Annotated in this window: 24 protein-coding genes, 5 tRNA genes and 1 other RNA gene; 7 read left to right on the top strand and 23 right to left on the bottom strand. The window is 45.8% G+C overall.

Translation table 11 applies throughout. The annotated features are described in order from the left end of the window. Window position 1: 1 nt before the first annotated feature. From NE536_RS01630 to NE536_RS01520, 23 genes are all read right to left on the bottom strand, one after another. Window positions 2-298: a VpaChn25_0724 family phage protein gene (locus tag NE536_RS01630; protein WP_006087224.1), complete on the bottom strand. Its 297-nt coding sequence runs from the start codon at window positions 296-298 to the stop codon at window positions 2-4. Then, entirely contained in the window at window positions 298-633 is a 336-nt protein-coding gene (locus NE536_RS01625) for a DUF2730 domain-containing protein (RefSeq protein ID WP_076500542.1), read from the bottom strand. Before NE536_RS01625 ends, NE536_RS01630 begins: the two co-directional genes overlap by 1 nt. After that, on the bottom strand, window positions 630-854 hold the full coding sequence (locus tag NE536_RS01620) for a hypothetical protein (RefSeq protein ID WP_261271583.1): 225 nt from the start codon (window positions 852-854) through the stop codon (window positions 630-632). The genes NE536_RS01625 and NE536_RS01620 overlap by 4 nt, the downstream gene beginning before the upstream one ends. Window positions 855-950: 96 nt before the next feature. After that, window positions 951-1520: a hypothetical protein gene (locus NE536_RS01615; protein WP_261271582.1), complete on the bottom strand. Its 570-nt coding sequence runs from the start codon at window positions 1518-1520 to the stop codon at window positions 951-953. After that, window positions 1517-2074 carry a lysozyme gene (locus tag NE536_RS01610; RefSeq protein WP_261271581.1) on the bottom strand — a complete coding sequence of 186 codons (558 nt, stop codon included), beginning with the start codon at window positions 2072-2074 and terminating at the stop codon, window positions 1517-1519. The genes NE536_RS01615 and NE536_RS01610 overlap by 4 nt, the downstream gene beginning before the upstream one ends. Further along, complete coding sequence (locus tag NE536_RS01605; protein ID WP_261271580.1) at window positions 2064-2375, bottom strand: hypothetical protein; 312 nt, start codon at window positions 2373-2375, stop codon at window positions 2064-2066. Before NE536_RS01605 ends, NE536_RS01610 begins: the two co-directional genes overlap by 11 nt. Before the next feature lie 92 nt (window positions 2376-2467). Further along, window positions 2468-2881 carry a protein-export chaperone SecB gene (locus NE536_RS01600; RefSeq protein WP_261271579.1) on the bottom strand — a complete coding sequence of 138 codons (414 nt, stop codon included), beginning with the start codon at window positions 2879-2881 and terminating at the stop codon, window positions 2468-2470. 5 nt (window positions 2882-2886) lie between these two features. Further along, the gene (locus NE536_RS01595; RefSeq protein ID WP_261271578.1) at window positions 2887-3186 is read right to left on the bottom strand and encodes a hypothetical protein; all 300 of its coding nucleotides are present in this window, start codon (window positions 3184-3186) and stop codon (window positions 2887-2889) included. Between the two features lie 19 nt (window positions 3187-3205). Then, complete coding sequence (locus NE536_RS01590; protein WP_261271577.1) at window positions 3206-3838, bottom strand: hypothetical protein; 633 nt, start codon at window positions 3836-3838, stop codon at window positions 3206-3208. A 166-nt stretch (window positions 3839-4004) separates the two neighbouring features. Then, a complete protein-coding gene (locus NE536_RS01585) occupies window positions 4005-4439 on the bottom strand; it encodes a DUF4124 domain-containing protein (RefSeq protein WP_261271576.1) in 435 nt (144 codons plus the stop codon). Window positions 4440-4475: 36 nt separating this feature from the next. Next, a complete protein-coding gene (locus NE536_RS01580; RefSeq protein WP_261271575.1) occupies window positions 4476-4757 on the bottom strand; it encodes a hypothetical protein in 282 nt (93 codons plus the stop codon). A gap of 109 nt (window positions 4758-4866) precedes the next feature. Further along, window positions 4867-5322, bottom strand: coding sequence for a Mor transcription activator family protein (locus tag NE536_RS01575; RefSeq protein WP_131524994.1), 456 nt, complete (start codon window positions 5320-5322; stop codon window positions 4867-4869). Further along, a complete protein-coding gene (locus NE536_RS01570) occupies window positions 5315-5950 on the bottom strand; it encodes a gp16 family protein (RefSeq protein WP_261271574.1) in 636 nt (211 codons plus the stop codon). The genes NE536_RS01575 and NE536_RS01570 overlap by 8 nt, the downstream gene beginning before the upstream one ends. Further along, window positions 5944-6165 (bottom strand): hypothetical protein, encoded by a 222-nt coding sequence (locus tag NE536_RS01565; RefSeq protein WP_261271573.1) that lies wholly within the window; start codon window positions 6163-6165, stop codon window positions 5944-5946. The genes NE536_RS01570 and NE536_RS01565 overlap by 7 nt, the downstream gene beginning before the upstream one ends. A gap of 15 nt (window positions 6166-6180) precedes the next feature. Next, window positions 6181-6253, bottom strand: an RNA gene (locus tag NE536_RS01560) — hammerhead ribozyme type II. 2 nt (window positions 6254-6255) lie between these two features. Further along, a complete protein-coding gene (locus NE536_RS01555) occupies window positions 6256-6564 on the bottom strand; it encodes a hypothetical protein (RefSeq protein ID WP_261271572.1) in 309 nt (102 codons plus the stop codon). Between the two features lie 19 nt (window positions 6565-6583). Then, the gene (locus tag NE536_RS01550) at window positions 6584-7219 is read right to left on the bottom strand and encodes a DUF3164 family protein (protein ID WP_261271571.1); all 636 of its coding nucleotides are present in this window, start codon (window positions 7217-7219) and stop codon (window positions 6584-6586) included. A gap of 1 nt (window position 7220) precedes the next feature. Then, window positions 7221-7433 (bottom strand): hypothetical protein, encoded by a 213-nt coding sequence (locus NE536_RS01545; RefSeq protein WP_063884365.1) that lies wholly within the window; start codon window positions 7431-7433, stop codon window positions 7221-7223. Window position 7434: 1 nt separating this feature from the next. Beyond that, on the bottom strand, window positions 7435-7950 hold the full coding sequence (locus tag NE536_RS01540) for a hypothetical protein (protein WP_226058524.1): 516 nt from the start codon (window positions 7948-7950) through the stop codon (window positions 7435-7437). Next, complete coding sequence (locus tag NE536_RS01535; RefSeq protein ID WP_049770355.1) at window positions 7947-8483, bottom strand: hypothetical protein; 537 nt, start codon at window positions 8481-8483, stop codon at window positions 7947-7949. The genes NE536_RS01540 and NE536_RS01535 overlap by 4 nt, the downstream gene beginning before the upstream one ends. 5 nt (window positions 8484-8488) lie before the next feature. Further along, the gene (locus NE536_RS01530) at window positions 8489-9211 is read right to left on the bottom strand and encodes an AAA family ATPase (protein WP_012089134.1); all 723 of its coding nucleotides are present in this window, start codon (window positions 9209-9211) and stop codon (window positions 8489-8491) included. Between the two features lie 60 nt (window positions 9212-9271). Continuing rightward, on the bottom strand, window positions 9272-11488 hold the full coding sequence (locus NE536_RS01525) for a DNA-binding protein (protein WP_261271570.1): 2217 nt from the start codon (window positions 11486-11488) through the stop codon (window positions 9272-9274). Continuing rightward, on the bottom strand, window positions 11481-11708 hold the full coding sequence (locus NE536_RS01520; RefSeq protein WP_041411143.1) for a helix-turn-helix domain-containing protein: 228 nt from the start codon (window positions 11706-11708) through the stop codon (window positions 11481-11483). Before NE536_RS01520 ends, NE536_RS01525 begins: the two co-directional genes overlap by 8 nt. 289 nt (window positions 11709-11997) lie before the next feature. Between NE536_RS01520 and NE536_RS01515 the strand changes: the two genes are divergently transcribed. From NE536_RS01515 to NE536_RS01485, 7 genes are all read left to right on the top strand, one after another. Next, window positions 11998-12741, top strand: a complete 744-nt coding sequence (locus NE536_RS01515) for a LexA family transcriptional regulator (RefSeq protein ID WP_261271569.1) — start codon at window positions 11998-12000, stop codon at window positions 12739-12741. Between the two features lie 1128 nt (window positions 12742-13869). Next, window positions 13870-13945, top strand: a tRNA-Asn gene (locus tag NE536_RS01510). A gap of 54 nt (window positions 13946-13999) precedes the next feature. Beyond that, window positions 14000-14075, top strand: a tRNA-Asn gene (locus NE536_RS01505). A gap of 32 nt (window positions 14076-14107) precedes the next feature. Beyond that, window positions 14108-14183 (top strand) — tRNA-Asn (locus NE536_RS01500). Window positions 14184-14226: 43 nt separating this feature from the next. Continuing rightward, window positions 14227-14302, top strand: a tRNA-Asn gene (locus tag NE536_RS01495). 50 nt (window positions 14303-14352) lie between these two features. Continuing rightward, a tRNA-Asn gene (locus NE536_RS01490) sits at window positions 14353-14428 on the top strand. Between the two features lie 204 nt (window positions 14429-14632). Next, window positions 14633-16537, top strand: coding sequence for an EAL domain-containing protein (locus NE536_RS01485; RefSeq protein ID WP_261271568.1), 1905 nt, complete (start codon window positions 14633-14635; stop codon window positions 16535-16537). The last annotated feature ends 8 nt before the right edge of the window (window positions 16538-16545 follow it).

The following is a 16545-nucleotide window of genomic DNA, read 5'->3' as shown; positions in this document are numbered from 1 at the left end:
GCTACTCTCCCGCCCGTGGACGTTTAACCCCTGGCACTACCGCGCGGCCTGTCGCCACATCTTGGCCGCGACCTGTTAGCGTGGCCGTGGTCACTTTGCCCACTAACTCGGTTTTAATCAGCCCTTGCTCGTTAAGCCAAGCGAGCTGCACCAGCAAGGCATCGCGGCTAATGTCGAGGCCGTAGGCATTTAAGCCATCTTGTAAGATGGACTCATTGAGTGCGAAGGCTCCCGCCTCGGTCAGTAATCGAAGCACCACAAGGCGTTGGTGCTCATTGATAATTTGCTGCATCGCCATTAATGGCCTCCTTTAAGTTCGTTTTCGAGAAGCATGTCGGTCTTGGTTTCTAAGCGCCTAATGCCTTGTTCCATTGCGCCAAAGCGCTCACCTAAACCTGTGAGGGTTTTATCGAGCGCATGCAGTTCGTCACGGGTCGGCATGTACTCCAATTGCATTTCAGTTTCGCTAAGGCGCTTGTCGATTTCAGCCACCTTTTGGATCACCTTTTCATGCTCAATCCGTGGGGTAAATCGCGTGCTAAACCACGCCATCAGCAGTGCACAGAAAACGCTAATGACGCTGCCAATGAAGCCCCAATACTTACCGAAATATTCAAATAGCGATTCGATCATAAACGCTTCCCATAGCGCATCTTCTGGCGCTTATCTTCATCTTCTTGGCAACTGATACAGCGCAACTCGTTAAGCCGCTGTGGCTCATTTGGCTCTAAGCAATCAATACAGATGCCATTGCCAGTGCTGTGTTGTTTGTGCCTGGCGGCATCCCGAACTGCATCAACACAGGCAGCTCGCTCGCGGGTTTCCATATTGCTAGCCCAATCGTTTTCGTCCATGCCTATCCCTTATTTTTGGCTTATTTTGTTTGGTCAGTTTGATGGCGTTGCCGCCAATCGTGCAGGGCTTGCCAGTCGAGGTTGCATTGCCCAAGGTCAGCGGTGAGAGACAGCATCAACTCGGCTAAGGATGGGTTGGCTAGGCACAAAGTTTGCTGAGTCAGTAGGCACTGGATCACGGGCTGTGGCACTTGGGTCACTTGGCACTCGCGCATCAGTGCTGCGGGCGGCAACACATACGCTGTCATGTAAACGGGCACGTTGCGCACAATCGGCTGCGTGGCTGAGCAAGCGCACAACATCATTAGGTACAGGAGCATCGCGCCATGCTTTAGCATCTTCATCGGTAGTGTCCTGCAACAGTTGATTGAGTTGGTTTTTAAGGGCGTGATGGCGGCCCATTAGCTCTGCCTTTTGCAGCGAGACTTGCTGTAATTGCAAGGCAAGCTGCTCTGACTCAGCCGCTAATGCGGCCTTATCGGCATTGGATTTGCGCAAGCTATCAGCCAAGTTATCAGCATCGGTTTGCAGCGTTGATTTATCCGCGAGCGCTTGGGTAAGTTGGCTTCTTGTCGTGGCTAATTGGTATTGAGCTAAACAAAGCACTGCCACAAAAAGCGACACAATCAACCATTGAATGGCGATACTGATTTGGGAGGGCGTCATTGCGTTATCCCTCCGGCCATGAGTTCGCTTAGGCAAATGGCTTGCTCTTCGGCGCGGCGTTTAATCAGCCCATTCAGACGCACCTTGACACCTAGGCGGGTACCATAGGTCCAACCATTGCAGACGCGCTCACCCGTTTGAGGATTGGTGGAACAGGCCTGCGTTAGCTCCTTGCAGGCACCCACACGATCCCCTACAAGCAGCTTTTTACGCAGGGTTGAGCTGGCAAAATTGCCATAACCCGCCCAATGCATAAACGACAGATAGGCCGCGTGCTCGCCATCAGTAAGGTTTACAGGGGCAGTGAGTTGCAGCAGCTGCTTATCGGCGCGAGCGATATCCTTGGCAAAAATCTCCATGCATTGCTGCTCGGTAAAGGTTTGATCAAGCTTTAAGTCTTTGCTCGTATGGCCACGACAGGCGGTAAGTACGCCAACCGCATCGACATAGACGCTCAGGCTATTGCCTTCCCATTTATCGGTAAGCTGTGCGCCCGTGATGGCCGCCGAACTTAAGCCTGCGGCCAGTAAAATCGCCTTGAGTTTACTGTTCATTAGGCACCGCCATAGCTTGCGCCTTATGTTGCTCACGCGCTTTTAAAACATGTAGATGAGTAACGGCATGCCAGCCTTGTTCAAAGTAGCTTTGGCGGGTGAGACTGTGGCTGTACAAAGGCACGACGTTAGGTACATTGCCTGATAACTCCGCCTTGATGCGGGCATTAAAACCGTCCTTAGCGCACTGGCGATAGACTCGGCTTTGAATGCGTTTGGGCTGCGCATTCGCAATCGGCATACTGTTAACGCCGCTGCGACTCTGGCATTTACGAGAAGTATTGTGGGTGACAAAGGCCATAAAAAAACCGAGACAGTGAACATGGGTTCATTGTCTCGGCTTAAGGGTTTGGAGCGGATTGGAAAGGTTTCGGGATTAGCTCTAGTAGGATTTTATTCCAATTCTTCCTCGTGATAATTCCCTTTCCGTTCAAATAACTGAACAAAATTAACAGTTGGCAACATCATAGGTTCATGCCCTGAAACCAACATCATATTTGCAACAAATGCTCTGAAGAACGGATATGCAATTGCTGGCGAATTGATGAACATAAACTTAGAGTTTTTAAACTCTTCCGTTATCTCGTCATTGGTTTTGAATTCTGACCGATACTCGGTTTCGTAAACCACCCCATTTCGGTGTGGAATCCTCGCAGAGAAAGTAATGTAATAACCTTTTGTTTTGCTTTCTTCAAACTCAGGAGTAAACGAAAACTTAAATTTATCTTTCTCTTCTATTAGTTGTTCAAGTGGGATTCTTGACACATTTAGCGAGAGAACTTCACTTTCAACTATCTGAATTTTCATAATCTTTATGCTGCCATTGCGTAGTTATCGTCATTGCAAGCGTATGAGCTTAGGGCATGTTCCCTTTGTTCTGAGGATTCCCAAAACTCTCGAAGATTAAAATATAAAGGTTCATCAACTTCATCGAGGAACACTACTTCAGAACTAATTTGCATTGCAGCTTGTAACTGTTCAACAAATTCTGAAGCGAGAACGCCATGATTTTCACCTGACAATGCTTCAAATTCTTTAATGAACTGTTTGGGTTCCATTGACTCCAACCAGTTCTTTGCATTTTGCAAAGCTAGCACTAATGACTCTTTCATTGCTTAGTCTCCTAATTTCTCAAATTATTGGGAAAACCAATGATTTGTGAGTAATGCACCTATAACCAGTTTCGAATAGACAGATTTGCTGTCTCTTTTTTAAGAAGATTGAAGCGGTTTTTCCTGGTGCAAATTTAATCCTTTCTTCATGGTAGCTATCTTCTGCTTTTACGGCGATAAATGGGAAAGCTTTAGCCTTCCTAAAATGCTCAATAACTTGGCAAACAGTCGCCTCTCGCTTATGTCCACCAACTTGATGATAACATCTATCAAGATAATCTCTATATAAATTAATAAGTTGAACAAGCCAGTCTTGATGTCCAAAATCATCAACCAAATCTAAAAGTTCATCTTCATTAAATGTTAGATTACATCCAATAATTGCGTAATCCCCAGATATAGAATCCTTGCCCCACTTATGAGCAAAGTGCTCTACTGCCCAAAAATAGTAACCTTGGCTTAACCATTGCCAGTGTGGATGTCTGTTAGCTCTACTTTTAAATGGGGCTTTGCTGAATGCCTCTGCAACATCTCCTCTCAGTTCACAAGTATGATAGGCATCAACAACTAAAGACTTCTGAGGAACCGAGATTACCTCAGTTAGAAGCACATCAGTTTCTGTCATAATAAGCATTTTTTGGGGATAATTCACTTTCTAAGACCCATAATATTCTTCCATTAACTCATATGGCTCGGTGACTTTTTTCGCGCAATCATACAGGAAATCAATTAAAGAACAATTAGTCTGTTGCTCTTTTGAGCGGTTTGCTCGTTCAAATCCATTATAAAAAGTTTAAGATTGATCTCTTTTGATACGTTTACTTGAAAATAAGTTTTTGATTTTCACTTACTTTAGTACCATTGTAACTTAAAAAGCAAGGGCGATATTTTCCACCGTCATACGCTCCAAAGCTGTTCTTGGCATTAATCTTGAGTTGCAACACCCTACGAGCACCACTATCATCCTGCTGCCAATCGAAAAAATGCCCTTCAACTTTAATCGAGTCAGGATCTTTAAAGCCAGCGTAACGCTTAAGTACTTCAACGCATTGTGATACTAACTCATCTTCATTTAAGGTATTTTCGCCTGAGTGCAACTTGGCGGGTGGAGTAACAATGATAGGTTGCGCATCTTCCGCACAGGGAGTTTGGCTATAGGTATCAACACCGTCAACGGTGCATCTGTAAATTTCAGCATTTGCATTAGTGCTAAGCAGTGCCATGAGGCTTGTGAGTAATATCCATTTAATCATGCTTCAACATCCTAACTGTTAAATGCCAGCTAAACGCTAATTTAAGCCGCTCGTTTCATATGCATGCTTTTTAATCCAGTCTAGAGCTTCTGTGTGCGTGTAACGCGCTGTATCGAATAGTACAAATTCATTACCATGGCCATCGAATCCCCCACAGATCTTTAACTCACCGGTAATCCCTCCCATAAAACCTCTTTTCTTAAACTCTCCTATAATTTCTTCTTTTTTTTCTTTTATCATTGTTCGTGAAAAATTAATTCTGACGATCCCTTTTGTATCAAAATCTTTTTTAGAAACACGGTCTATCGTTAATAACATACATTGTCCTTATATATCCTAAGCCCGTAATGAGTATCGATAAGTTTATTACCAAAGTAAACCAATAAAAAGGGCTACCTTTTGGTAACCCTGTGATATAGATTGGATTTCAAAACAATCTCCTCTGCTTCCTCGCCACAAAAGCCGCCCTTTGCTCTGCCACTATCTGACTGATCCGGCGCTCGGTGAGTCCATAGTCGCGGCTTAACTGCTCTAGGTTATTGCCCTTAAACTCGCGCCAAATGCGGATATCCCGCAGCGCATCCTTGAGGCGCTCACCATTGGGGATGTAGATATCACGCCCACCGAGATAGGCACTTAGACTAGTGGCTAAGGCTTCGCTGACATTATCCGCGTTATCAATATCGTATTGCTTTAGGGTTTGGCGCATCACATCGCACAGGCTTTGCAAGGTTGAGGGCCAGCGACGAATAAAATCCTCACGTTCATCGGGCTTAAGCGTGGCTAAGGTTTCGAGGGCTTGTTCCAGCTCGGCGGCGCTGGTGGACAATAAATCCAACTGGTTTTCGGGAATGCTAACCGCGTTTAGAGTGTTCTTACTCATGGCCATGCCCCTCGTATTGCGCGACGATCACTTCATAGTTTGCGGGGCGTGTACCTGCTTCATTCATCTTTAGCCGCTCACCACGGGCAATAATGCGCTCGATAAGTACGCGCTTATGCCAGTTTTTCAGACTTTCAAGTACCTTGTAGGCTTGCGGTTCTGTCATCCAAGCGGTGGCGTCCACGCCTTGGGTTTGGTTATTAGTAATGCGGCTGCGTAGCGTCATGCGACGCACATAGGCATCAAGCGCCGATTCACTGTTATCCTGGATAACTAAGTGGTGGCCCATGGTGATCCAAATGGCACGTATTTTATCTATGCTGGCCAATTTGCTTTTACCTGCAGCAGGACTTAAACGGCGTTTAACCGCTGTTTTATTGTTGGTTACAGTAGGTTTAAAGCCCTTTTGTTTAAACACTTCTAGCGCCTGTTCAAGCTCTGGCAAGTTCATTGCCCGCAAGGAATCTTTACCCGTGGCATTTTTCAGCATGGCGCGGTAGATGGCTTCATCGAGCTGCAATGATCCCTTAGCCACATTGATTAAGGTGATCAGGCGCTTCTTGTGTTGAGCGACTGGGTGCGCCTGCGCATTAGTCTGCACATGGGCTTTTTGATTAGTTTCTAACATTCGTCATCCTCATCGGTTGTCGCACTGGATACTATCTTGATGGCTTTAGGCTGACTCTTAAGCTGCTGCCAATTCGGCGTTGCTGCATTTAAAAAGTTAACAGCCCATTGCTCGCGATCACTGCGTAGTTCAGCTTTGGTTTTGCCCTTACGTACTTGACGAATGGGGCAATAATCCATGGCATATTTGAGTAAGCGTTTAGCGTAGGGCGTCATTTATCTTTGCTCTTTGGTTAGCTGCTCATCAGTGCCTAATCACTACATTAGACAGACCTCGCTCCAAGCTATGGAGCGGGTTTCGCAGGGTTAACGCATTGCTCGCTTTGGCTCTAACAGCTCCAAATTATTGAGTGACTTCTCCATAAAAAAGGCGATCACAGCGCGGCGCTCGCCCGCAAACTCTTTGCTTAACTCCTTAAGTGCATTGAGCAGAGCGGCGCACATCATCAAGCAGTAATACGGCCTTTCCGCCGCAAGGCCACTGAGTTCGCTGCGCAGATTGTCAAAGCTAGCTTCAAGTAAGGTCGCTTGGCGTAATTGAAACGCCACCCGATCGAGTGCGGCTTGGTTGTCATCGAATAGGTGTTGAATGCCCGATTGTGTGCTGAGTGTCATGATGTGCTCCTTGCTCACCCTAAAGGGTGCTTATATCCAGTGGTAGTTGGGTGTATTTGCCATTAGGCTGACGCTCATATAGGCGCAGGTACTGGCTAGTGCCTGTGATTTGAATCGCGTCGGCTATAGCGTCCATGGCCCGTTTCCAGTTGGCATCGTCGATATCCAGCTGGCGCAGACTGAGCACTTGGTTAACGTCGATACGACCTTGTTGATTTACCCGAAACGCATGCTCAACCATCGCCATCAGGCGGGTATCCGCGCCACCGCTCCAGCTTTTAATGCAATCATCAATCAAGGTTTTAGCGGTTTGAATGCGCTCATCAAACACGCGGTGTTCACCCACTGCACGGCGCACTTGGTATTGGCCGTCGAAGGAAGTGAGCAGAATATTGCCCTTAGCGCCGCCGAACTTAGTGCCATACTCCGATGAAGACAGTTCCACAAAGTCATTGATATTTGCCATGGTGGTTAGCTTGAATTCGGTCATCGACTGACGCAGCAGCTTGGCGTTATTGACTATGGTCTTGACCACTTCATCGCGCAGTTTGTCTACTGGCTTAATGCGATCTTCATGTACTAAATCCCCTACCGCGTTTTTGCGGTAGCCCTGCGGAATAGCAGCTTGGTTGTGGGTTTGTTCTTGTATGTTCATCTTATTTGTCCTCATTCCAGCGCACTGTCACGCCATGAAATTGCACCGCCATACAACGGCGACGAATGCCTTTTATGTTCTCGATAATCTCAACTGCCATGCGTTTAAAATCACGGCTTGGAACGTCAATTTGGATAACACCGCGATGCTGGCTAACGACCTTCATCCCACGAAGCCTTAAGGCGGCAATCACATTGATAGCTTTTGTTTGCATGTTATTTACCTTTCCATTTGTTATCCCAAAGGGCGCTATTTAGGCGGTTAGCCACCTTTTGCAATTCCCTTTCGAGTAGTTCGATATGCTGTAGTTGATCGCCCTGGGCGAGTCGGCGACAGAACGCGAGCTGTTCCTCAACGTTGTAACGACTGTCTGTCGCTGATTGCACATCGATCCTCTGTGTTACTGCCGACTGCTTTAACTGCGAATGTGGGCAGCCACCGCGACAGGCGCGATAGAGCCGGACGCGTTGCGGATTGGTAGAGCTAAAAGGCCGTTCTTGATTGTCGCGGCAGGTATCAACGCTGATTTGCCCTGCAACGGGACACTGCACGTGGTGACGTAAGTAACGCCCTTCGACACGATTTTTAATGGTGTCGATATTGCCTTTGTACTTGTTCAGCAGGACCTGATTAAGCATGGTCGGACTGACACCTAGCTCTCTGGCAATCTGCGCTTGGCTGCTCTCACTGACTTTTAACTCAAGCACTTGGAACCATTTTTCCTTGTTCATAGCGCCTCCCTATAGGGATAAAACTTCGATTTGGTTGGGGCATAAATACCGTCATCGATTAGCTCTGGTGCTAAAGCGCCACAGTCAACGTTGAGGTGATAAATGACCATTTCCTCCTCGATAGCTCTGATACGGATCAAGCCTGCCCGTTGCAGGGCGTTGAGGTAACGCTTTACGGTTGAGCGCGCCACCCTGGCTGTGACCATGATTTCTTCAATCGAAAAATTGCGCATGATGCGGCAGCTATTCCAGATCCGCTGATTCGCCTTGATCTTGGCGAACTGAGACTGGGGCTTTAACGGGCTGTCATCGTTTAACCAGTAGCGGTTTGTCAGCCCTGTACGCCCTTTCCATTCGAGTGTTAAGCGCCCTTCTCGATACAAATCACGCAAAAAGCGATTCGCGAGGCACTTGGGCATTCCCGATGCATCGCCAACTTGTTCAGCACTAAAGCTGACTTTTCGATTACGACAGCAGCACATAAACAACCATGCGCTGTGCCTTAACGGGGTTGATCGTTTGACTTGTGCCATAACGCTTAACCCACAAGGCTTGGACGTCGAACACCATGGAATGGCTGTGCACCCCAGTGTTCTGCTGTGACGTAATCAAGTTCGTTCATTTTGGCGAGACGTTCGATTTGATTAAGGCCAATGACAATGCGACGAGCCTCACCACTGCTGGCTTTACGCAGTTCATCAAGGAGTTCTGGTTCGACTTTGATGTCGTTGTCTAAGAGGGAATCGGCCATCACCATGACGTCATCTAAGTCGGCTGGTCGAAACTCAACCCACTCTGAAATACGGTTAAAGAACTGTTTGCGTGTGCTGATACGGCGGGCGATTTGGTCCATGCCGATGAGGATCACAGGAACTTCGGTGTTGTCGTAGAGATCGCGCACCGTTTCAAGCATACGAACGTCTGACATGAGATAGTCGGCTTCATCGATAAACAGCGGGCGTTCGTACATGCTCATTTGCTCAATAGTGAAATCGACCATTTTATTGATGCGCCACATGCCGCTCGATCCGAGTTCGCCGACAATGCGGTTCATAAGCGTACTGGCACTGTCTGTTGCCATGGCTCGAACATAGATACCGTTCACTTGGTTAAACAGATAAGTGGTTGCAGTTGTTTTACCAAAGCCACTTGGGCCATGGTACAAACCGAGACCTGGTACACCTATGCCTCGGGTACAAAGGTTGTCGAAGGCGTCTTGGGCTGTCAGGACATTTTTTACAGGTGCGATCACTGCTTTCATTTTGTATACTCCATTTGCTTTAGTTTTATGGCCTTCATGGCCGTTGTGGGTCATAAGTGCTCAGTTGGTCGCTCTGCGCTTATGGCCCATGATTTCATCAATGCGTTTTGCCCCTAACTTGTTGTGCTTTTTGTAATCCTTTAGGAATGCATCCTCCTTTGGCGTTAATTCACGGTTGAGTGATTCAGCGGCAAGCAAACGTGCCTTTTCGTGCTCATTACGCACTAAGGTTGCATGCTGTTGATTAATGGTGTTTTTACGTTCTTCAATCGCTTTACGCTTCTGGCGTAAATGCTCAATTTGTTGGTCGCTATATCCAGGCTTATTGGTTTTAACGAGCTGCTCTGCAGCCTCAGTTAATGCCATTAAGCTGGGGTTTTGGTGGGCTATTGGCTGGGTTGGAAACTCGACCAAAGATTTGGCCTGTTTGGCATAGTGCTCAATGACGGTTTGGTGGATCTCGCCTATGTTGAACGTTTTAGCGAGTTGCTTCATTTCGGCCCTGAAACTACGCAATGCCTTGGCTTCTTCTTTTTTGGTTTGACGATAAGCCGCAGGGCTGATCTCTTGACCTAAAAGACGGCTATCAACTGCTTCGATTCGGGTTTCCCAATTATTGATCGGGTATATAAACGCTCGAGCGACATCCGTTGGATCGAGGAATACTCGGACTCTTTGCCCTTTCCATTCATGCTCCAACATTTCCGGTGCCGTATAACGCAATCCTCCCGCTTTAATAAAGCCCTTAAGGATGGTGTACTCGCCAACGTGGTTAAGCAGGAGATCTAAGGCTTCAGGATGTTCGACTGCCCGCACTTGATATTGAGCTGCGCGATAGACTTCATTGGGTGTTTTACCCTTTAGGCCATCGTGTGCGCGGAGGTGATAATAGGCATCAACCCAATTATCAAGAAGTTGCTGCAATTCCGGTTGCGTCATACGGAGATCGTAATCAGCCTTTTCGTTCTCTTTCTTGTTGCGCTCTTTAAGGCGTACCGCAAATTCTTTCCGAGCCTCGATAGCCTCGCGATCATTGACGTTATGGCCAATGTAGCCAGGCAGTAACTCAATAAGATCATGGCTGAGCGTCTTAAAGAAACGTTCGATAAAGGGCTTTTCCCAACCTGAGTATGGGTTAGCTCGGCTTTGTTCTAAGTCGAGTAAGTGATAGATGCTCGTGGTTCGCTGGCTGACATAATCGCTGCCGTTATCGGTACGCATTAAGCCGCCTTGGTTTGGAACTCCCCAAGCCAGTAAGGTCTTGCGCATTAAAAGGCAAATGCCTTCGCTTGATGAAGTGGGCGAAACAAGCAGTTTGACGCGACGTGTGAAGCAGTCGATCACCGCAATAATGGTGTGTCGCCCTTCTTTCAACATGGCATCGACTGGGGTTGAGTCAAATTCCCATACATCGTTTGGCGCAGCCATCCATGGATAGGTTTGCTCAACTGCAGTCCGGTATTTATCGTTGAATTTTTTAGGGTTTGTAGTGAATGTAAAAGCCGCTTGATTCTGGCTTATCCATTTATTCACCCAGCGGCGAATGCTGGAGATGCTTGGGATCTGCCAAGGCATGTCGGTTTTTATCGCATAGATCTCGGCTAGCTTTTTAAGCTGCTTTGCCTTGCCTGCCAGATGCGGTTTGGCAGTGATCAGCCCCTTTAGGAAGTCGGCTAAGTCGGGCTCGTCATTCAGTAGACAAGGACGCTCAACTTTATATTTACCAGCGAGTGCGCTAACGCCATCTTTTTCTAAGACCTTTTCCCAACGGCGGATCGTTACAATAGAAACGCTGCTAATAATTGAGAATACCCAATCCGGTAGTGCAATCGAACGCTGGGCATACGCTTTGCAGAATGCTTTTTCACCATCAACGAGCTTGCGAACCTCAAGGTAAGGCATGCAGAATTTTGCCTTGGCATTGACGATCAGCATCTTTGCATCAGCCCGCTTTTGTGCTTTATCAGGTAGGTTTATAAACTGCTGAATGCTCTTGGCTTTTTCTGTTTGACTCACTGCAGGCATTTGCAGTTTGGCAACAGCAGATCCCGCACGCATCAGGGACGATGGAGATTTGGCTATCTGCTCCGCTTCCTGTTTTGCCAGCTTCTGACGAGCCTCAAGGGGTAAACTATTGAGGTGATATTCAAATCCCCCACCTAGCCCTTTTCGCCTTTGCTTTTGCCAGTTCTCATGTTTTGCCCTATCGCGGACGCGTCTATCCCCGACATCCAATAGCTCTGCAATTTCTACAGTGCTAAACCATTCCTTAGTCATGGTGCTCTCCCACTAAATCAACACCAAGGTATTCAGATAAAGCAGCCATGATCTTGATGGCTTTTAAGCGTTTAGGTTTACGACCTGTATTGGGTGCAAACCATTGAACGCACTTCTGAACCGTCCTTGGGTTATATCCATGCGTAATCGCCCACGCACGGCAGCTTTGTCCATTTGCGAGCAAGGCTGCATGTATATGACGAGCGCTTTCTATCTTCATAAGAATTACCGTGCTAATATTTTGATTACGTTCGCATTGCGAACGAACGCAGTTTAACTACAATACGTTACGCGGTGCGTAACGTATTGCGAATATAGATCCGAGTTAGGCACAAATCAACAGCTTTTTGCTTTTTTGCGCAGAAAATTACGCACTAAAGTTATTTTAGTGCGCAAAAGATTGATGTAGTTTCGGTTGGATATTCAGTAAACCATTACTTATTCGGTAGTTTTTAAGTAATAACTATTGCTCTCTTGAGCGTTAAATAGATTTTGGTTCGAGGAAAATAATGAAGTCGGAAGCCTTACATTCAGATCCAACTTTAGATCCGACTTCCACAACTGAAGTCGGCACTCTTGCTGACCGCATTTCGGAAGCAATTGGAAAGCATAGTGTTCGTGAGTTCGCCATTAAAATTGGCGTATCTGAAGGTACCCTGCGTAATCTAATCAAAGGTGGAGAACCTAAGTTAGACACCGCAATACGTATCGCAGAAGAGGCTGGCGTGAGTATTCGTTGGCTTGCAACTGGCAATGGTCCTAAATACCCCAATCGCCAACGCGATGACATTTCCCAGGAAGGTATTGTTTACGTCCACCAAGACCAGTTCAATGAAGAGTATTATTTGATTGAAGGCTATGACGTGGTGGTAAGCACTGGGCATGGCGCGTTTAATGATGAGACAGGTGTACGCAGACGACTTTCGTTTAGAAAGAACTGGCTTAAATACCGTGGTTTAAAGCCTGAGAATCTTAAAGTCGTCTATGCCAAAGGCAATTCGATGGAGCCCGCTATACACAGCGGTGATAGCTTACTGGTTGATATCAGTAAGACGACGCTAGAAGACGGCTGTATCTTCGTATTACGCCTGGGCGACGATCTTTATGCTAAACGCTTGCAGAAACTGTTTGATGGCGGCATAGAGATAATCAGTGACAACAAGGAGTATAAATCTCAGATTGTCTCTGCGGGGGAACTGCCAATGCTGCAAATTATCGGCAAAGTCGTTTGGATGGGTAAAAACCTCGATTAAATCTTTAACAGTTCCGAGTTTATCAATCTTAATGACCTATGATTTTTTTTCAAAGCTGGCGCATTGTTTATGCTCCGGCTTTGTTTTTATCAATCCTAGTGAATCACTTCCGACTTAACACATCACTCGAACAACTCTTGTACACCAAGGCCTCCCGCCTAGTTTCAACTAATCTCGGCTGTTCTCACTTATTGTCAATCCATTTGACTGGTTACATAATTGCAACTACCCTTGCTCTTCACTGCGTTGTAAGCCATTCGACTTGAGTAACAGATACGGCTAATTTGATGAAAGCTAAATTAAAATCAGTCACATATTGCGTGTTGAATTGGACACTTTAACGTTTAAAAAGCAATGAACGGCGATCAAATCTCGTTGAATAACTTGTTGGCGCTAAGCTAAAACCTAGCATAGACCAGTGATTAATACTCTAGCACCCCTTAATTATCCTACTTTCGAAGCTAAGATACGCTTCAACGCCATTAATAGTTCACTTTTACAGTAAATGTCTTCTATATACGACATACGACGTATAAACAGCTTAACCTTTAACTTGCTTACGGTGCATACTTGCTAGCCAATCTTTAGTCGGACATGGTGACGTATGCCATACCGAAGAAAGAAGCGTTCGTTAATCGCCGACCATACAGCAATGTGCCTCACGGTTTAAGCCTTGAGGTTTACCAAAGCTCTATATCCCTATTTATGCTGCTGCGATAACTTAACACTGCATCACTATGTTGGCTTACCAAACTAACCCAATGCTTATCAGTCAGTAGAAAGAGGAATTAAACCCGCAGCAATATCTGGTAGCGCTTTATATTTAAATTGTTTAAGTCTATTTATTGACTCTGAGCTCAACTGATTTCCAAAAAGTGCTTATTTTTTAACGAGTGATTTCAATTTTATAGCAATTTCACCCTGCGAACGGTAGCGGCGTTCAAAGCTATATTGCGAATTGTTAAGTGGTTTTTCACTAAAAATGTCGAATTCTGCACCACGATGCACATTAGATGAGCACTTAACAGCATAATTACACTTTTTTTAGTAACTCGAGTTGACTCATCCCACAGAGCGTTTTACTATGCGCTCCGTTCTCAACGAGTCGCTACGACTGTGTGAAACGATTCCCCTGTAGTTCAGTCGGTAGAACGGCGGACTGTTAATCCGTATGTCACTGGTTCAAGTCCAGTCAGGGGAGCCAATTTAACGCAAAGTAAAAGCAAGTAAGAACAAGCAGTAACAATATGTAATCGATTCCCCTGTAGTTCAGTCGGTAGAACGGCGGACTGTTAATCCGTATGTCACTGGTTCAAGTCCAGTCAGGGGAGCCAATTACATTATTACACTGCTGATTTAAAACGATTCCCCTGTAGTTCAGTCGGTAGAACGGCGGACTGTTAATCCGTATGTCACTGGTTCAAGTCCAGTCAGGGGAGCCAATTTAAAGCACAGAATAAAGTCGATAGTCATATCGCACCCGATTCCCCTGTAGTTCAGTCGGTAGAACGGCGGACTGTTAATCCGTATGTCACTGGTTCAAGTCCAGTCAGGGGAGCCATATTCAAAGTGTTATTTCTTAAAAGTCGATAGCAATATCGCACCCTCTACTCCCCTGTAGTTCAGTCGGTAGAACGGCGGACTGTTAATCCGTATGTCACTGGTTCAAGTCCAGTCAGGGGAGCCATATTTTCTAATTCAACACTCCATTTCTCAGTTTCATTCCTGCTTGGCAACTTATTCTTTTCGTTTTGTTTTTAAGCAAATGCAGTTACACTGTTATCAGCTTATTAAACAAATTTCTGAGTATCTTCACACAGATAGCGGTTTTTAAGCATTCTTGACTTAAACTTATCCTGTTCGTACTCACCAAAATCTAGAGCGGATTTTTATGGCCATGTCAAAATCATATCCAATTTTTTTACTGCTTATTTTTTTAGGTCTTTTTGCTTGGGTGTATCAAAGTGAAAACAGTCAATTGCAAGTCCAACAGCAGCAAGAACTCGATAGTTTTAAATCCAGCTTAATCCGCTACCAAGAATGGCAAGGTAATGGCACTGAACTCTTCAAAAAACTATCTCAAGACTATCAATTTCAGTTTTTCCAATATATTGATGATACCGACGGGCAACTGAGCCATACCGAAGGCAGCTTAGACAGCCAACACTCCCATCCTTTAGCCAGTTTATTTTCCATCGACCTCAGCCACACACAAAAATTGGCCGCGGGTCGTTTACAAGTCAAACTCAGCGCCAATCAAGCCATTGATACGGCAATTAGCAACACTGAAAAACTTGGCCTCATGTTGCTAGTAGCTTATCTGACATTACTGTTAGTGTTTGTTCTATTAATGTCAAAACATAGGGCTGCAATACGTTATGCTGCTGATTATATTTCCAAAATACCTGAGTTAGGGTTTTCTGCAGTCGCATCATCAAAGCTGACTGGCGAGCTCAACCCTATTGGTATTTCCCTTGAAGAATGTCGCCTGCAACTTAAAACTCAAATCGATAAGCTCAATCAAGAAAACGAAAAGCTACATAAAGCCGCCTATCAAGACACAGTGACAGGTTTTAGCACCCGCCCAGGATTTACAAAAAAACTAGAAACCATTAGTAATCCAAATATTCCTCAACTGGGCTTGATGGCTATGGTTAAAGCGACCGAGCTGGCGCAAATAAACCAGAAACAAGGGCGAACAGCGGGAGATGATTATCTCGCAAGAGTCGCCAATTGCATCCGTAAAGCCTGTAGCAGCTATCCTGATGCCGAATATTTTCGAGTAGCGAGTGCTGATTTTGCAGTGTTTATTCCCGAAGTTATGCTCAAAGATGCACCGAAATTTTTAGACCAGCTAAAGATTTACCTCGATGAATATCAGCAGATGACAAAAGCGGAATCCGTTGCCCATATAGGCTTAGTACCCTACAACCAAGGAGTGGAAGCGGCTAATTTACTGACCATTGCCGATACTGCGGTCAGCATAGCGCAAACCCTTGGGCCCAATAGTTATCATATCCAAGAAAAACTCAATGGGGATGAACAATTTGGAGACGATCGCTGGAAGATGGCGATCAATGATTTAGTCACTCGCCAAGCATTAAAATTTTACCAGCAACCTATTCAGCCGTGTCGTACTGATGTCGAAGTTTACCGCGAGTTATTAGCCCGTTTTTATAATAGCGAAGGCAAATTCTTACCTACCACCACAGTGATTGCCATGGCTGAACGTCACGGCATGAGCACTGAGTTAGATAAACTGGTGGTGATCAGTGCATTAAGAATACTTAAGGAAAACCCGACCATTACCGGTAACTTTGGTATCAATATCAGCGCATTTTCGGCCCATCAAGACATGTTTGTCGCTTGGTTGAAGGACATATTAGGTAAGCAAAAATACATCGCCTCGCGCTTAGTATTTGAGATCAACGAGTCCGGCATGCAGTCTAACTTAGGGGCGAGTTATAAGTTTGTCCGCGAAGTGCACAGCGTCGGTTCGCGGGTGTCGATTGAGCGTTTTGGTATGAGTTTTACCTCCTTCAAATTCTTCAGCGAAGTGCGGCCCGACTTCATCAAGCTCGATGGTAGTTACACTTCTAATATCGATGAAGACAGCAACAATAAGTTCTTCGTGCGTATGATGGTGGATGTCGCAAGGCGGATTGGCATCCGGGTCATCGCTACCAGCGTCGAACGCCAAGAAGAAAAATTAACCCTCGAAAAACTCCTCATCGATGGATTACAGGGCTATTACATCGCACAGCCACAAGCTATGGCCATTACAGATCAGATTTAATACTTTAA

Source organism: Shewanella septentrionalis (genome assembly GCF_025370265.1).
GTDB classification, from domain to species: domain Bacteria; phylum Pseudomonadota; class Gammaproteobacteria; order Enterobacterales; family Shewanellaceae; genus Shewanella; species Shewanella hafniensis.
Note: the sequence above shows the minus strand (reverse complement) of the source record. Positions and strands in the feature narration are given on the sequence as shown.

Excerpts from the sequence above, each read along its gene's own strand:
- NE536_RS01630 (WP_006087224.1), bottom strand. The coding sequence starts at position 298 with ATGGCGATGCAGCAAATTATCAATGAGCACCAACGCCTTGTGGTGCTT.
- NE536_RS01625 (WP_076500542.1), bottom strand. The coding sequence starts at position 633 with ATGATCGAATCGCTATTTGAATATTTCGGTAAGTATTGGGGCTTCATT.
- NE536_RS01620 (WP_261271583.1), bottom strand. The coding sequence starts at position 854 with ATGGACGAAAACGATTGGGCTAGCAATATGGAAACCCGCGAGCGAGCT.
- NE536_RS01615 (WP_261271582.1), bottom strand. The coding sequence starts at position 1,520 with ATGACGCCCTCCCAAATCAGTATCGCCATTCAATGGTTGATTGTGTCG.
- NE536_RS01610 (WP_261271581.1), bottom strand. The coding sequence starts at position 2,074 with ATGAACAGTAAACTCAAGGCGATTTTACTGGCCGCAGGCTTAAGTTCG.
- NE536_RS01605 (WP_261271580.1), bottom strand. The coding sequence starts at position 2,375 with ATGGCCTTTGTCACCCACAATACTTCTCGTAAATGCCAGAGTCGCAGC.
- NE536_RS01600 (WP_261271579.1), bottom strand. The coding sequence starts at position 2,881 with ATGAAAATTCAGATAGTTGAAAGTGAAGTTCTCTCGCTAAATGTGTCA.
- NE536_RS01595 (WP_261271578.1), bottom strand. The coding sequence starts at position 3,186 with ATGAAAGAGTCATTAGTGCTAGCTTTGCAAAATGCAAAGAACTGGTTG.
- NE536_RS01585 (WP_261271576.1), bottom strand. The coding sequence starts at position 4,439 with ATGATTAAATGGATATTACTCACAAGCCTCATGGCACTGCTTAGCACT.
- NE536_RS01580 (WP_261271575.1), bottom strand. The coding sequence starts at position 4,757 with ATGTTATTAACGATAGACCGTGTTTCTAAAAAAGATTTTGATACAAAA.
- NE536_RS01575 (WP_131524994.1), bottom strand. The coding sequence starts at position 5,322 with ATGAGTAAGAACACTCTAAACGCGGTTAGCATTCCCGAAAACCAGTTG.
- NE536_RS01570 (WP_261271574.1), bottom strand. The coding sequence starts at position 5,950 with ATGTTAGAAACTAATCAAAAAGCCCATGTGCAGACTAATGCGCAGGCG.
- NE536_RS01565 (WP_261271573.1), bottom strand. The coding sequence starts at position 6,165 with ATGACGCCCTACGCTAAACGCTTACTCAAATATGCCATGGATTATTGC.
- NE536_RS01555 (WP_261271572.1), bottom strand. The coding sequence starts at position 6,564 with ATGACACTCAGCACACAATCGGGCATTCAACACCTATTCGATGACAAC.
- NE536_RS01550 (WP_261271571.1), bottom strand. The coding sequence starts at position 7,219 with ATGAACATACAAGAACAAACCCACAACCAAGCTGCTATTCCGCAGGGC.
- NE536_RS01545 (WP_063884365.1), bottom strand. The coding sequence starts at position 7,433 with ATGCAAACAAAAGCTATCAATGTGATTGCCGCCTTAAGGCTTCGTGGG.
- NE536_RS01540 (WP_226058524.1), bottom strand. The coding sequence starts at position 7,950 with ATGAACAAGGAAAAATGGTTCCAAGTGCTTGAGTTAAAAGTCAGTGAG.
- NE536_RS01535 (WP_049770355.1), bottom strand. The coding sequence starts at position 8,483 with ATGGCACAAGTCAAACGATCAACCCCGTTAAGGCACAGCGCATGGTTG.
- NE536_RS01530 (WP_012089134.1), bottom strand. The coding sequence starts at position 9,211 with ATGAAAGCAGTGATCGCACCTGTAAAAAATGTCCTGACAGCCCAAGAC.
- NE536_RS01525 (WP_261271570.1), bottom strand. The coding sequence starts at position 11,488 with ATGACTAAGGAATGGTTTAGCACTGTAGAAATTGCAGAGCTATTGGAT.
- NE536_RS01520 (WP_041411143.1), bottom strand. The coding sequence starts at position 11,708 with ATGAAGATAGAAAGCGCTCGTCATATACATGCAGCCTTGCTCGCAAAT.
- NE536_RS01515 (WP_261271569.1), top strand. The coding sequence starts at position 11,998 with ATGAAGTCGGAAGCCTTACATTCAGATCCAACTTTAGATCCGACTTCC.
- NE536_RS01485 (WP_261271568.1), top strand. The coding sequence starts at position 14,633 with ATGGCCATGTCAAAATCATATCCAATTTTTTTACTGCTTATTTTTTTA.